General features: G+C 52.7%; 14 protein-coding genes. 11 read left to right on the top strand and 3 right to left on the bottom strand.

The window, feature by feature from the left end:
• Nucleotides 1–114 precede the first annotated feature (114 nt).
• From queA to HUF19_RS07020, 6 genes are all read left to right on the top strand, one after another.
• Nucleotides 115–1,167, top strand: a complete 1,053-nt coding sequence (gene queA, locus HUF19_RS06995) for a tRNA preQ1(34) S-adenosylmethionine ribosyltransferase-isomerase QueA (RefSeq protein ID WP_260999104.1) — start codon at nt 115–117, stop codon at nt 1,165–1,167.
• A gap of 23 nt (nt 1,168–1,190) precedes the next feature.
• A complete protein-coding gene (gene tgt, locus HUF19_RS07000; RefSeq protein ID WP_436317765.1) occupies nt 1,191–2,339 on the top strand; it encodes a tRNA guanosine(34) transglycosylase Tgt in 1,149 nt (382 codons plus the stop codon).
• Between the two features lie 91 nt (nt 2,340–2,430).
• A complete protein-coding gene (gene yajC, locus HUF19_RS07005; protein WP_260999106.1) occupies nt 2,431–2,796 on the top strand; it encodes a preprotein translocase subunit YajC in 366 nt (121 codons plus the stop codon).
• Between the two features lie 74 nt (nt 2,797–2,870).
• Nucleotides 2,871–4,730, top strand: a complete 1,860-nt coding sequence (secD, locus tag HUF19_RS07010) for a protein translocase subunit SecD (protein ID WP_260999107.1) — start codon at nt 2,871–2,873, stop codon at nt 4,728–4,730.
• Complete coding sequence (gene secF, locus HUF19_RS07015; protein WP_260999108.1) at nt 4,727–5,644, top strand: protein translocase subunit SecF; 918 nt, start codon at nt 4,727–4,729, stop codon at nt 5,642–5,644. The genes secD and secF overlap by 4 nt, the downstream gene beginning before the upstream one ends.
• Nucleotides 5,645–5,732: 88 nt before the next feature.
• The gene (locus tag HUF19_RS07020; RefSeq protein ID WP_260999109.1) at nt 5,733–6,584 is read left to right on the top strand and encodes a 23S rRNA (adenine(2030)-N(6))-methyltransferase RlmJ; all 852 of its coding nucleotides are present in this window, start codon (nt 5,733–5,735) and stop codon (nt 6,582–6,584) included.
• 27 nt (nt 6,585–6,611) lie between these two features.
• On the opposite strand, the gene HUF19_RS07025 is transcribed toward HUF19_RS07020, so the two are convergent.
• Nucleotides 6,612–8,255: an AMP-binding protein gene (locus HUF19_RS07025; protein WP_260999110.1), complete on the bottom strand. Its 1,644-nt coding sequence runs from the start codon at nt 8,253–8,255 to the stop codon at nt 6,612–6,614.
• A 394-nt stretch (nt 8,256–8,649) separates the two neighbouring features.
• Here HUF19_RS07025 and HUF19_RS07030 point away from each other — a divergent pair, with 394 nt between their 5' ends.
• On the top strand, nt 8,650–9,765 hold the full coding sequence (locus tag HUF19_RS07030; RefSeq protein WP_260999111.1) for a putative solute-binding protein: 1,116 nt from the start codon (nt 8,650–8,652) through the stop codon (nt 9,763–9,765).
• A gap of 29 nt (nt 9,766–9,794) precedes the next feature.
• Here the strand turns inward: HUF19_RS07030 and nhaR are convergent, their stop codons facing one another.
• Complete coding sequence (gene nhaR, locus HUF19_RS07035; RefSeq protein WP_260999112.1) at nt 9,795–10,700, bottom strand: transcriptional activator NhaR; 906 nt, start codon at nt 10,698–10,700, stop codon at nt 9,795–9,797.
• A 103-nt stretch (nt 10,701–10,803) separates the two neighbouring features.
• Between nhaR and HUF19_RS07040 the strand changes: the two genes are divergently transcribed.
• The 4 genes from HUF19_RS07040 (at nt 10,804) to HUF19_RS07055 (ending at nt 13,001) form a co-directional block, all read left to right on the top strand.
• The gene (locus tag HUF19_RS07040; protein WP_260999113.1) at nt 10,804–11,520 is read left to right on the top strand and encodes a Bax inhibitor-1/YccA family protein; all 717 of its coding nucleotides are present in this window, start codon (nt 10,804–10,806) and stop codon (nt 11,518–11,520) included.
• A 119-nt stretch (nt 11,521–11,639) separates the two neighbouring features.
• A complete protein-coding gene (locus HUF19_RS07045; RefSeq protein WP_260999114.1) occupies nt 11,640–11,954 on the top strand; it encodes a hypothetical protein in 315 nt (104 codons plus the stop codon).
• A 98-nt stretch (nt 11,955–12,052) separates the two neighbouring features.
• Nucleotides 12,053–12,592 carry a glutathione peroxidase gene (locus HUF19_RS07050; protein WP_260999115.1) on the top strand — a complete coding sequence of 180 codons (540 nt, stop codon included), beginning with the start codon at nt 12,053–12,055 and terminating at the stop codon, nt 12,590–12,592.
• 13 nt (nt 12,593–12,605) lie between these two features.
• The gene (locus HUF19_RS07055; protein WP_260999116.1) at nt 12,606–13,001 is read left to right on the top strand and encodes a GFA family protein; all 396 of its coding nucleotides are present in this window, start codon (nt 12,606–12,608) and stop codon (nt 12,999–13,001) included.
• A gap of 64 nt (nt 13,002–13,065) precedes the next feature.
• Here HUF19_RS07055 and HUF19_RS07060 read toward each other — a convergent pair whose 3' ends face one another.
• A complete protein-coding gene (locus tag HUF19_RS07060) occupies nt 13,066–14,142 on the bottom strand; it encodes an alkene reductase (RefSeq protein WP_260999117.1) in 1,077 nt (358 codons plus the stop codon).
• Nucleotides 14,143–14,202: the final 60 nt, after the last annotated feature.

A 14,202-nucleotide genomic window follows, 5' to 3' on the forward strand; every position in this document is an offset into this window, starting at 1 on the left:
TGATTTCCTTAACTTACCGGCTTATCTCCGGTAATCTTGCAGCCCTCCAGTCATTACTGCACCGGCCGGGGCTGCAAGCCGAGTTTTGCAGTCTCAGAGCCCGCCAAGAACGAGATGAAGACCAGCGATTTTCACTTTGATCTGCCGGACGAGCTGATTGCCCGTTATCCGATGGCAGAGCGCAGTGCCTCACGTTTGTTGTGCCTGAATGGCGCAACCGGTGAGCGTGCGCATCATACCTTTAAAGACCTTGCCTCCATGCTGGAGCCCGGTGACCTGTTGGTGTTCAACAATACCAAAGTGATTCCGGCGCGCCTGTTTGGCGAAAAGCTCAGTGGCGGCAAACTGGAAGCCTTAATAGAAAGAGTGACCGGTGAGCATGAAGCATTAGCTCATCTGCGCTCCTCCCGTTCGCCGAAACCCGGCAGCCGGATTCTGCTGGGTGGTGTTGAGGTCGAAGTGGTGGGCCGTGAAGGGGCGCTGTTTCAGTTACGCTTCCTTGATCAGCGTCCATTACTGAGCATTCTCGATGCGGTCGGTCATATGCCTCTGCCTCCTTATATGGAGCGCGATGATGCCGAGGAAGACCGCGAGCGTTATCAGACGGTGTATGCCGAGAAACCGGGTGCAGTGGCGGCACCAACCGCCGGGCTGCATTTTGATGAACCGCTGCTGCAGGTGCTTAAAGAGAAGGGCGTTAATTTTGCCTACGTTACCCTGCATGTGGGCGCGGGCACCTTCCAGCCGGTCAAGGTGGATAATATCCACGATCATGAGATGCACGCTGAGTACATTGAAGTCAGCCAGGACGTGGTTGATGCGGTGAACGCCACCCGTGCTGCCGGTAAGCGTGTCGTGGCGGTGGGTACTACCTCGGTGCGCAGTCTGGAAAGTGCCAGCCAGAGTGGTCAGATTGCGCCTTTCTATGATGAAAGCCGCATCTTTATTTACCCCGGCTACCGTTTCCGTAGTGTGGATGCGATGATCACCAACTTCCATCTGCCGGAATCAACCTTAATTATGCTGGTGTCTGCTTTCGCCGGCCGTGATAACACCATGGCAGCCTATGCCGAGGCTGTTGCCCAGCGTTATCGTTTTTACAGTTATGGCGATGCCATGTTTTTATCCCGTCCGCAGCCAGTGCTGAACGACGCTCAACCGGAATAATGTCCATGACCCGTGAATGTTTTATGCAGTTTGAACTGCATTCCGAAATTACTGATGGCTCAAGCCACGCGCGCCGCGGCACCATTACCTTTCCGCGCGGCAAAATTCAGACCCCGGCCTTTATGCCGGTGGGAACTTATGGCTCGGTGAAAGGCCTGAACCCGGATCAGGTTGAGGCGCTGGGCGCTGAGATTATTCTCGGCAATACCTTCCATCTGATGCTGCGCCCCGGAACTGAGGTAATTAAACAGCACGGTGATCTGCACGATTTTATCGGCTGGGATAAGCCAATCCTGACCGACTCCGGCGGTTTTCAGGTGTTCAGCCTCGGTGATATGCGCAAAATTACCGAAGAAGGGGTGGCTTTCCGCTCGCCGGTCAATGGCGACAAGGTCATGATGACGCCGGAAAGCTCGATGCAGGTACAGCGCGATCTGGGCTCTGACATCGTAATGATTTTTGACGAATGCACTCCGTATCCGGCGACTGAAAAGCAGGCCGCTGATTCGATGCGCATGTCATTGCGCTGGGCCAAACGCTCAAAAGACGCCCATGGCGATAACCCATCGGCTCTGTTCGGCATTATTCAGGGCGGTATGTATGAAGACCTGCGTGATGAATCCCTCGCCGGTCTGCTGGAAATCGGTTTTGACGGTTATGCCATCGGTGGTCTGAGTGTGGGCGAACCGAAGCCGGACATGATGCGCGTGTTGCGTCATGTGGCGCCGAAAATGCCGCAGGACAAGCCGCGTTATCTGATGGGCGTGGGTAAGCCGGAAGATCTGGTGGAAGGTGTGCGTCGCGGGGTGGATATGTTTGACTGTGTGATGCCAACCCGTAACGCGCGTAACTCGCACCTGTTCACCTCGAAAGGGGTGCTGAAAATCCGTAATGCCGCCAACCGTACCTACAACGGCCCGGTGGATGATGAGTGCGACTGCTATACCTGCAAAAACTTCAGCCGTGCATACCTGCACCATCTGGACAAATGCAAAGAAATTCTGGGGGCTACTTTAAATAGCATTCATAACCTCCATTATTACCAGACCCTGATGGCCGGTTTGCGCCGCTCACTGGAAGAAGGTACATTTGCCGGGTTTGTCGATGAGTTCTATGCCAAACGGGGCATGAAGACCCCGCCACTGGATCAGGACTCCGGAGCCAGGGAATAAATAACACGCGGCACTTTTTGTGGTGCCGTCTGTAAACATTTTGTCGTTCAGCCGTGACACACTCGCGGTAAGTAATTGGGAGACTCTCTACATGAAAGCAATTCTGGCAGCTCTGGCCTTAACTACCTCCGGTCTGGCCATGGCCGACGGTGCAGCGGCTGCACAACAGCCGATGGGCATTACCGGTCAGCTGGTATTCCTCGGCGGTTTTCTGCTGATTTTCTACTTCCTGCTGTGGCGTCCACAGAGCAAGCGTCAGAAAGAACACCGCAACCTGATCGGTGGTCTGAGCAAAGGTGATGAAGTTGTTACTGCCGGCGGTATGCTGGGCAAAATCACCAAAGTGACTGATGACTTTGTGGTGATTGAAGTGGCTGACGGTGTTCAGCTGCCGGTGCAGAAAGTGGCCGTTACTGCGGCTCTGCCAAAAGGCACCATCAAAGACGTTAAAGCTTAAGCCCCGTCTCCGGGCTCAGGACGGTCTCTCAGGAGGCCGTCTTTGTTTTCTGAATAAGGAATAAGGGCAGTTGTATGCTCAATAAATACCCGTTGTGGAAAAACCTTCTCATTGTACTGGCGCTGGTGTTTTCCTGCCTGTACGCCGCCCCTAACCTCTATCCGCCCGATGCCGCTATTCAGGTAACACCGGCCCGTTCCGGTGCGCAAATGTCAGAAGCGGTGCTGAGCAAAGTCCGTTCTGCTCTGCAGGAACGCAATATCGAATTTTTTGGCGAAGAAGTGACCGGCAGTACGGCACTGTTTCGCCTGACCAGCAACGAAAATCAGTTGCCGGCAAAAGACGCTGTACAGCGTTTGCTGGGTGATGAATTCATTGTCGCACTGAACCTGGCGCCAACCACACCCGACTGGCTGCTCAATATGGGCGCGGGTCCTATGACCCTGGGTCTGGATCTGAGCGGTGGTGTGCACTTCCTGATGGAAGTGGATATGGATGACTACGTTAAAAGCAAAATCGCCAACTACCGTGAAGAATTCCGTAACCGTCTGCGTGAAGAACAGCTGAAGTACCGCCGTATTCAGATTGAAGATCATAAGCTGCGTATCAGCTTCGTCGATGCTGAAGTCCGGGCGCAGGCTAACAGCTTTATTTCCCGCACCTATCCTGAATTCCTGCAGGAAAATGAAGATAAAGGTGAGTACGCCGACGTTGTACTGGCGATTACCGAAGCCAAAATCAAAGAATTTGAAGACTACGCCATCAAGCAAAACCTCACGACCCTGCGTAACCGGGTGAATGAGCTGGGTGTGGCTGAACCTCTGGTGCAGCGTCAGGGCCGTAACCGTATCGTGGTTGAACTGCCAGGTGTACAGGACACGGCTGAAGCCAAGAAAATTCTGGGTAAGGCCGCGAATCTGGAGTTCCGTCTTGAAGCCGAGCCGGGTGCCAGCCGTTTCCAGACTGATGAATACGCGTTCCGTAATGAGCAGTTCCGGACCGCACGTCTGGAAAAAGCCATTATTACCACCGGTGACAGCGTAACCAACGCACAGCCATCGTTCGATGAAAATGGCTTCCCGCAGGTAAATATTGATCTCGACGCCAAAGGCGGCGCGATGATGACCCAGGTAACGCGCAAGGCCGTTAAGCGCCGCATGGCGGTACTCTTTGTTGAGCGTAAGCCAAAAACCACCTATGAACTGGTCGATGGTGTGGAAACACCGAAAACCATTCAGATCGTGGAAAAATCCATTATCTCGCTGGCAACCATTCAGAGTGTATTAGGCAACAGTTTCCGTATTACCGGTCTGGAATCAGCTGAAGCCTCAGAGCTGGCACTGTTGTTACGTGCCGGTGCACTGGCAGCGCCTATGTACTTCGTTGAGGAACGGACGGTCGGACCAAGCCTGGGTAAAGAAAACATCGAGATGGGTATTAACTCGGTCATTCTGGGTCTGGCGCTGGTGCTGATTCTGATGGCGGTTTACTACCGCTTATTTGGTCTGGTTGCCAACGTTGCGCTGCTGGCTAACCTGGTGATTCTGATTGCCCTGATGTCGATTATCGGCGCCACATTAACGCTGCCGGGTATTGCCGGTATCGTATTAACCGTGGGTATGGCGGTGGATGCCAACGTGCTGATTTTTGCCCGCATACGCGAAGAACTGGGCAATGGCCGTTCGCCACAACAGGCGATCCATGAAGGTTATAACCGCGCCTTTATTACCATTTTCGACGCCAACCTGACCACGCTGATTGTTGCGGTCATTCTGTTTGCCGTCGGAACCGGTCCGGTAAAAGGATTCGCGGTAACACTGTCGTTCGGTATTATCACCTCGATGTTTACAGCGATCGTTCTGACCCGTGCCATTATCAACTGGATTTACGGTGGCCGCCGTATTGAAACACTGTCTATCGGAGGTCAGTCATGATTGGGGCGACCAATTTTAACTTTATGCGTCTGCGTCATGCAGCCAGCATTCTGTCGATTATTCTGATTGTTATCTCCATTGGTGCCATCGCAGCACGTGGTCTGAATCTGGGGCTGGATTTTACCGGCGGTACGCTGCTGGAAGTTCAGTATGAAACACCGGAATCCATTGATCGTATTTCAACCGCGCTGGAAAGTGCCGGCTATCGTGATGTAACGGTTCAGCACTTTGGCGCAGAAACCGATGTATTGGTACGCATGTCAGAAGCCTTCCGCGACAACCTTGGCGCAGAAGTTCTGAATATTCTGCAAACCCAGAGTGCCGATAACACACTGACGCTGATGCGCAGCGAGTTTGTTGGTGCACAGGTGGGTGAAGAATTACGCGATCAGGGTGGCCTTGCGTTATTACTGGCGCTGTTTGTGGTGATGATTTACGTTGCCGCACGCTTCCAGTTTAAATTCTCGGTCGGTGCTGTGGTGGCGTTATTCCACGACGTAATCATCATTATCGGTCTGTTTGCTCTGTTCCAGTGGGAATTTGACCTGACGGTAATGGCCGCGCTGCTGGCGGTCATCGGTTACTCGCTCAACGATACTATCGTGGTGTCTGACCATATCCGTGAAAACTTCCGCATGCTGCGTCGCGGTGATGCCGAAGAGGTGATCAACTACTCGATCAATCAGACGCTGGGTCGTACCATCATGACCTCCTTAACCACGGCGCTGGTATTATTTGCGCTGATGGTGGTGGGTGGCGATCTGATTCATAACTTTGCCGTGGCACTGATGATCGGTGTACTGGTCGGTACTTATTCGTCGGTATTCGTTGCTTCCAGTCTGCTGCTGATGATGAAGATCAGCCGCGAAGATCTGATGCCGCCGGAAGAGGAAGAAGTGGACGACCGGCCATAATCGTTACTGGTCAGTAAAAAACGCATCGCCTGGCGATGCGTTTTTTTTATCTTTTTATAACCTTTCATCTGAACACTGCGGATATTCTATGCTGAGCTACCGCCACGCTTTTCATGCCGGCAATTTTGCCGATGTACTGAAACATCTGATTCAGGTTGAAATCCTGCAATACCTGCAGCAGAAAGAAAAACCTTTTGTTTATATCGACACGCACTCAGGTGCTGGTCTGTATTCGCTGCAATCAGCGGAAGCAGAAAAAAATGCTGAATTCGAAACCGGTATCGGCCGTCTGCAGAACAGTGATTGGCCAGAATTACAGAGCTACCTTGAAGCGGTAGCCAGCAGTCGTCCGGCTCATGATCAGAGTGGCCTGGCTGCCAGTCAGTTTTATCCGGGATCGCCACGGCTTGGGCAGTTATTTCTGCGGGAACAGGACCGCGCGCAGTTATTTGAACTGCATCCGCAGGACTTCCGTTTGCTGGATGAATTAATGGCAACCGACCGCCGGATCAGGGTTGAACAGAGCGATGGTTTTAAAGGATTAATTGCCGCATTGCCACCACGCGAGCGCCGTGGACTGGTATTAATTGACCCGCCGTATGAAATTAAAAGCGACTATGAACTGGTGGTGGAAACTCTGATAAAAGCCCACCGGCGTTTTGCCACCGGTATTTATGCGCTCTGGTATCCGGTGGTGGAACGCAGCCGCATTAATAAGCTGGAACAACAACTGAAAGCCAGTGGTATTGCCCGTATTCAGTTATTTGAGCTGGGATTAAGCGCGGACACCGAAGGGCGGGGAATGACATCATCCGGCATGATTGTGATTAACCCGCCATGGACGCTGAAAGATAAAATGCAGAACCTGTTACCAAAGCTGAGTCAGCATCTGGGCGGAGAGCAGGGCGTCTGGCGTTGTGAGGAACTGGCGGGCGAATAACGCCCGCTCTCTTTGGTGCTGCCTTTATCAGGCTTGTTGCCAGACAACGCTCTGGCTATGCTCCCGCTGAATCAGATCGTGATATTTACTCTCAATCAAATGGCGTTTGATTTTTAACGTTGGCGTCAGCAGGCCATTTTCCACACTCCAGCTGTCATCCACGACGACCATGGCATCCAGACGGGCATGGCTTTCCAGCTTTTTATTGGTGTGTTCCAGAGTGTGTTTCAGGCTATGGCGTAAGTGCTCCGCATCATGCACCTGAGCTTCCGGGGTAAGAACCACCAGGGCAATCGGCTGCTTCAGATTGCTGCCGGTTACGCAGATCTGTTCGATCAGAGAATTTTCCATTAATAAGGATTCAATCGGCACCGGCGCGACGTATTTCCCTTTGGCTGTTTTGAAAATTTCTTTCAGACGGCCGGTAATACGCACATAACCGTCGGCATCAATGGTGCCTTTATCGCCGGTGCGCAGATAACCATCACTGGTGAAGGCTTCGGCGGTTTTTTCCGGCTCCAGATAATATTCTTTCATTACGCAGGGGCCTTTCAGCTGAATTTCGCCATCTTCAGCAATGCGCAGATCAACGCCGTCATACGGATGACCGATACAACCGATTTTATCGCGGCGGAACGGATAGCTCAGCGTGCCCAGACCATTGTTTTCTGACATGCCCCAGCCTTCACTGATATTAATACCAATGCGCTCATACCAGTGCAGAGTCGCCGGAGAAATAGGCGCAGAGCCGGAACCAAACAGGCGTGCGCTGTCGAGTCCCAGTTGTTGACGGATTTTTTTCGCGACGATGCCTTTCAGGATCGGAATGCTGAGCAGGCGATTGAGTTTTTTCGGTGGGATTTTGGCCAGTACGCCCATCTGAAAACGTGTCCAGAGGCGCGGCACAGAAATAAATAACGTCGGCGATACGGCTTTCAGATTCTCGGCAAAGGTATCGAGTGACTCAACAAAAGAAACGCAGAAGCCGTTATACAGGCTGGCGCCTTCAACGTAGACACGCTCTGTAATATGGGCCAGCGGCAGGTAGCTGAGCATGCGCTCTTTGGTGCCGACCTTCAGTGCCTGAGCCAGAGCCTGACAGCTCCAGCCGTAAGAACCAAAAGTATTGACCACACCCTTCGGATTACCGGTACTGCCAGAGGTGTAAATAATGGTCATGGTGTCAGACGCGGCTGGTACAGGTGAGCTGGAAAGTGGTTGCTGCTGCAGCAACTCAGGCCACTGATAAGTGGCCGGAATGGTGCCATATGGCATGGCGAAACGGGTGATATGACTGTCGATAGCGGCGCACTGATGCTCGGTATCATCCAGTTTGCCGATAAATATGGCCTTGCAATTACTGTGGTTAAGGACGTAGCGGATGGTTTCCTGTCCGGCGGTAAAATAAATGGGTACGGAAACATGTCCGGCCATCATGATTGCCAGATCGGTAATAAACCACTCGGCGCAGTTTTTCGACAGGATGGCGATGTGTGAGCCCTGCTCGTAATTTTGCGCAATCAGTGCATTAGCAACCCTGCGCACCTGATCGCCCACCTGTGCCCAGGTAAATTCATGAAAAACCCCATCAATTGGCTGACGCAGATAGACGGCATCCGGAGTGGTTTTTTCCCAGTGATAAAGCATTTCCAGAGGTGTTTTGACTGACATGCGTAAATCCTTGTTATTTTTATGGCTGATTTTTCGGTCTGTTTACAACATTAATAACTAACCCATTTTTGTTCTGTTAAGAATGGTAAATTGCTGAACAGCCGGACAGTAATAAGCATTCCTTTGTCTTTCGCAGCGGATTGTATCCGCGTCTTTACTCTGCACACTATTTCATATTCTGCCCTTTACGATAAGTGGCTGTCACGGTTATCTCCGGCAAAAACAGGTCGAATAACGGCCTGTTACGACATAGAGATTGGACGGGGATTTCGGTTTAATGCACTACTGATGAATATTATAAGGCCTGAAGGAATAAGCCTTGTTCGGCTGACTTTCATTGTGCCAACAATAAAAAATAACAATAACCGTAAACACCACTCAGCAGGATATTCGGATGATTAAAGGCTTATGGAGTGTCTTTCTGCTTGTCTTATTTGGCGTGCCTAACGCCAATGCAGCGGATCTCGACAGCAAACAGCAGGATAAGCTGCAGGCGACGGTAATGAGTCAGAACCTGCCCCTGGAGAAGCGTATCAGAGCCCTGAAAAAGCTGTACGCCGATCAGCTGGAGAACGGCAAAATCAATCGCAGTTTCTGCGTCTGGGACATGCTGGGCAAAGCCGGTCCGGTATTTGCGGCGGTGGATGATCAGCGGCTGCGCTCGCTGCATTATGGACTCAACCTGACGCTGGTTGCCTACAAAGACGAAGACAGTCTGGTTGATGCTCTCACATCCGGGCAGTGTGATGCGGCCCTGATCAGTGGCAGCCGTGCCCTGAGTTTTAACCGTTTTGCCGGTACGCTTGAAGCACTGGGCGGTATCCCCGATGTGCAGCACCTGCAGATGCTGATGCAGGTGGTCGCCAGTCCGAAAATGGCCGATAAACTCCAGCAGGGCGATTATGTAGTGTTGGGGGTGGCCTCTCTGGGGGAAAATTACGCCTATTCCGGTAACCCGGCGCTGAATACCTTCGCCGGGATGGCCGGCAAAGATCTGGTGGTACCAGACAATGATGTGTCACTGCAGGCGCTGGCAGGGCAGCTTAAAGCCAATGCGCGTAGTGGCGGTTTGCTCAGCAGTGTTGATCAGTTTGTGACGGGGCAGGCCGAAGCCATGCTGGCGCCACTGGTTGCCTATCATGTGGCCGGGGCAGGAAAAGCTCAGGCGGGTATGGGAATTATGAAGATGCCGGTGTCGCAGTCGACCATACAGCTGATTGGTCGCAGTGAGCGTTTTCCCATTGGTCTGGCGCAGATTCTGCGCGAAGATTTTCTGTTCAAATTCGACAATTACGTAAAACGGGTCGAGAAGGAGCGTGCCAATATCGCCGCATCGTTCTGGATTGATGTGCCGGCGGATGAGCAGGCCAGAGAACAGGCCCGTTTGCGCGAGCTGCGCATTGCCCTGCGTGATAAAGGCGTGTACGACCCGCTGATGCTTAAACTGCAGCGTAAAATCCGCTGCAAAGTAGACTCAACCCGCAACGAGTGTCTGAAACCGGTTGAGTAAGCTCTGCCTTGGCTGTTCTGCTCTGAGCTTTAGCGGGTCAGAAAACCATCCTTGGCGCGGTCAGTAATGAGTCTGACCGCGTTATGGCTTATACGGCGTTCGGCCGAGATGGCATAGAACTCCTGCATCAGATCATCCACTTCCCCGACGCATTCCACCTGATACTTGCGGCAGATTTCATCGCGGATTACTGCGGGAGCAAAGAAAAACCCGTGGCCTTCGTTGCCGAAGGCTTCCAGCAGGGCGGAATCGTCAAATTCACCGGCAATCTGTACCGGCATCCCGAGGCGGTCGAGCCAGCTCAGTAACTCGGTACGCAGGCCAGAGGCGGTATCGGTTGGCAGCAGCAACGGTGCATCACGCAGACATTCAGGGAATTCACCGGGATGGCGTGCGCGCAGCGCCGGAGCGGCAAAGCAGGCCAGCGTGCTGCGTCCGAGCAGATGGTTAAAGCAGCGAATATTCATCCCGGAAGGAATGGGGCTGTCGGCCAGCACCAGATCGAGGCGGTGTACGGCCAGCTCGCCCAGCAGTATCGGCATCTGCTCTTCGTGGCAGACGATACGCATACGTCCGGGCATTCTCAGTGCCGGAGTCAGTAAGCGGTGCGCAATCGACTTGGGCAGTGCGTCGACAATGCCCACGCGGAATTCGAGTGGTCGCTCAGTTGCTCCCTGGTGCATCACTTCCTGCAGTTCATCACCAAGACGGAACATCTCGCGGGTGTAATCCAGCGCCACCCGGCCGGCATCGGTCAGCTCCAGTCCGCGCCCGGCTTTGGCAAACAGGGCATTGCCGAGGTCTTCTTCCAGCAGCCGCAGCTGACCACTGATGGTTTGCGGTGTCACATTCAGCCGTTTAGCGGCAGCAAGAACACTGCCTTCGGCGGCCACTGTATGGAAGTAGAGCAGGTGCTTATAATTAAGACGCTTCATAAACTATTCGTAAAAACCGATGTATTAGTGCAAGATAATTCGAATATTATTTTGTATTCGCGCTGCCTACAATGGCGCAATCTCTTACAAACAGGAGTTGGCAATGAATCGTCCCGATTATCTGAACATGAAGTCTGCATCCGCTGAGCCGGTGGTTGTACCGGCTGAACAGAATCAGGCGTATGAAACGCAGGCCGTGGATGGCCGTAAAGTACTGCGTAACACTTATATGCTGCTGTCCATGACACTGATTTTCAGTGCCGCAGTGGCAGGTCTGTCGATGGCCTTTAACTGGCCGCATCCGGGTATCATCCTGACGCTGGTGGGCTATTTTGGCCTGTTGTTTCTGGTTGAGAAAACCAAGAACAGCGCGATGGGTATTGTCTCGGTATTCGCACTGACCGGTTTTATGGGCCTGACGCTGGGACCAATTGTCTCTATGTACGCCAAACTGCCGGGCGGCACCGATATGATCGCTATGGCACTGGGTACAACTGGCCTGATTTTCCTGACTATGTCTGGCTGGGTGCTGAGCACCGGTAAAGACCTGAGCGGTATGGGCAAAACCCTGATGGTGGGTATTCTGGTCGCCTTCGCTCTGTCTATCGGTAACCTGTTCCTGGGACTGCCAATGATCTCTCTGGCGGTATCCGCCATGTTTATCATGCTGATGAGCGGCCTGATTGCTTACCAGACCAGTGCCATTATTCACGGTGGTGAGACGAACTACATCTCTGCAACCGTTACCCTGTACGTTGCCATCTACAACCTGTTCCTGAGTCTGCTGCAGATTCTGGGTGTGATGGGCTCCGACGACTAACGATTTCTCTGTGCTCGAGAAGCTCGCCGCAGCACCTTTGGTCTGCGGCTTTTTTTTGTCTGTCAGCCAACGCTCCTCTTGCTGATGCGTCTACACTTCCCTGATATCCGGAGAGGTTTATGCGCGTTTATTGGGTCACTTTTTTCAGACGGTTATTGGTAATTCTGACGGCAGGATCATTGTTTCTGGCGTCAGTGACCCATGCCGCCTGCAGTGATCGCGACGCCAAAGCCGCCAGCGATGATAAAGCCAAAAGTTACTTCAAAACGGCCGAAATTTTTCACCCCGCCCGGGTGCTGAAAGTGCACCATCCCAGCCGCCAGAAAGAGGTGGCCAGTTACGTCAAAACCGGTAAAAAACACTACAGTATTTTCACGCTGGTGAACGAGGATTGTAAGGCGCATTTTATCAAGCGCACCCGCCAGGGCGATTAAGCCTCAAATCTGCAAGCATTGTTTCTCTATCCGGTCGTTGACCGGCTGCGTTTATTCCTTCAGCCTGTGGTCTGAAAAACCTACTACGGAGATCAGGTATGAGCATTTACGATATCGAAGTAAAAACCCTGCAGGGTGACCAAACCACACTGGCGGCCTACCGCGGTAAGGTGCTGCTGGTTGTGAATGTGGCATCCAAGTGTGGCCTGACGCCGCAATATGAAGGCCTTGAAGCTTTGTACAAGGCTGAAGAGGCCAAGGGGTTGGAAGTTTTAGGCTTTCCCTGCAATCAGTTCCTTGGGCAGGAGCCGGGCAGTGAAGAAGAGATTCAGCAGTTCTGTAGTCTCACCTACGACGTTACCTTTCCGATGTTTGCCAAAATTGAGGTAAACGGCGCTGGCCGTCATCCGCTGTATCAGCAGTTAATCGCAGCTCAGCCAAAAGCTGTTGCCGGTGGTGCGCTGAAAGAAAAGCTGGCCGCCAAAGATCTGCTGCCAGCCAATGACAGCGACATCATGTGGAATTTTGAAAAATTCCTGATCGGTAAAGACGGTACGGTTCTGGCTCGTTTTGCTCCTGATCTGCAGGTCAGTGATGAAGTAGTGGCTGATGCCATCCAGCGTGCACTGCAGGCCTGATAAGGAGCGCACTATGCTGACAGGCAGCTGCTTGTGTGGTGGCATTCAGTATCAGATTGATGGCGAACTGGGTCAGGCCATGGTGTGTCACTGCGGAAAATGCCGTAAATCCAACGGCAGCGCCTTTGCGGTTAATGCGGCGATTAAGGTCGATGAATTCCGTCTGCTGAAAGGGCAGGAACTGGTGGGAGAGTTTGAATCCACGCCGGGGGTATTCCGCACCTTTTGTAAAAACTGCGGCTCGCCGCTGTACAGCCGGCGGCCATCGATGCCGGATATTTACCGGCTGCGTATCGGCACCCTCGATACTGATGCCGAGGTAAAACCCGTAGCGCATATTTATATGGGCTCAAAAGCCTCCTGGGATCAGCCGCATGACGATATTCCTCAGTACGACGAGCGTCCCTGATCAGACTGGCGGAAATAAAAAAATCCTGCACCGGACGAAACCCGGTGCAGGATTTTTTTTATGTTCAGGCCGTCATAAACGGATAATCGGTATAACCTTCTGCCCCCGCGCTGTAGAAGGTATTCTGATCCGGAGTATTCAGTTCCGCTCTGGCCTGAACCCGTGCAGGCAAGTCCGGATTGGCGAGAAAACCGGTGCCAAAGGCAACTGAGTCAGCCTGTTTGTTGCTGATCACCTGAGCCGCTTCATCAGCGCTGTAACCCATATTCAGCATCAGATGGCCCTGATAATGTTCACGCGCAATGCTCACCACATCCGCCTGCTGTACGCCAAAGAAATCGGCACGCATTAAATGCAGATAAGCCAGATTAAAGCGGTTCAGGTGTTTGGCCAGATGCTCGGTCCAGGCTAATGGATCGCTGTCACGCATATCGTTAAAGCTGTTCAGTGGCGACAAGCGCAGACCCACGCGGCCACTGCCGATTTCAGCAGTAACGGCGTCGAGAATTTCGGTCAGAAAACGGGCGCGGTTTTCCAGCGAACCACCGTATTCATCGGTGCGCTGGTTTGCTCCGTCGCGCAGGAACTGGTCAATTAAATAACCATTAGCGCCGTGAATTTCCACACCATCAAAACCTGCGGCAATGGCATTGGCTGCGGCTTTGCGGAAGTCATCAACAATAGCGGCAATTTCAGTTTTGCTCAGAGCGCGTGGCACGCTGTAAGGTTTTTTGCCTTCGGAGGTGTGCACTTCGTCATTAATGGCAATAGCGCTTGGGCCAACCGCTTCGGTGCCGTTATTCAGCAGCGGGTGGGCTGCACGACCGGCGTGCCAGATCTGCATAAAAATACGGCCACCGGCCTTATGTACGGCATCGGTGGTCAGCTTCCAGCCTTCAACCTGCTCAGCAGAGTAAATACCCGGGTCATTACCAAATGCCGACGTGTTCGGTGTAACCATGGTGCATTCAGTAATCAGCAGGCCGGCACTGGCACGCTGAGCATAATATTCGGCCATCAGGGCGTTGGGCTGATGATCAACGGCGCGGCAGCGGGTAAGAGGCGCCATCACAAAGCGGTTAGGCAGGGAAATATCGCCAACGTTGATGGCGTTGAACAGAATCTGGGTATTGGTGGACATACATTCTCCGGGATGAATGAATAATTTACTTATTGCGATAACTATATAGGGCCGCAATGT

Source organism: Thalassolituus hydrocarboniclasticus (genome assembly GCF_025345565.1).
GTDB classification, from domain to species: domain Bacteria; phylum Pseudomonadota; class Gammaproteobacteria; order Pseudomonadales; family Oceanobacteraceae; genus Venatoribacter; species Venatoribacter hydrocarboniclasticus.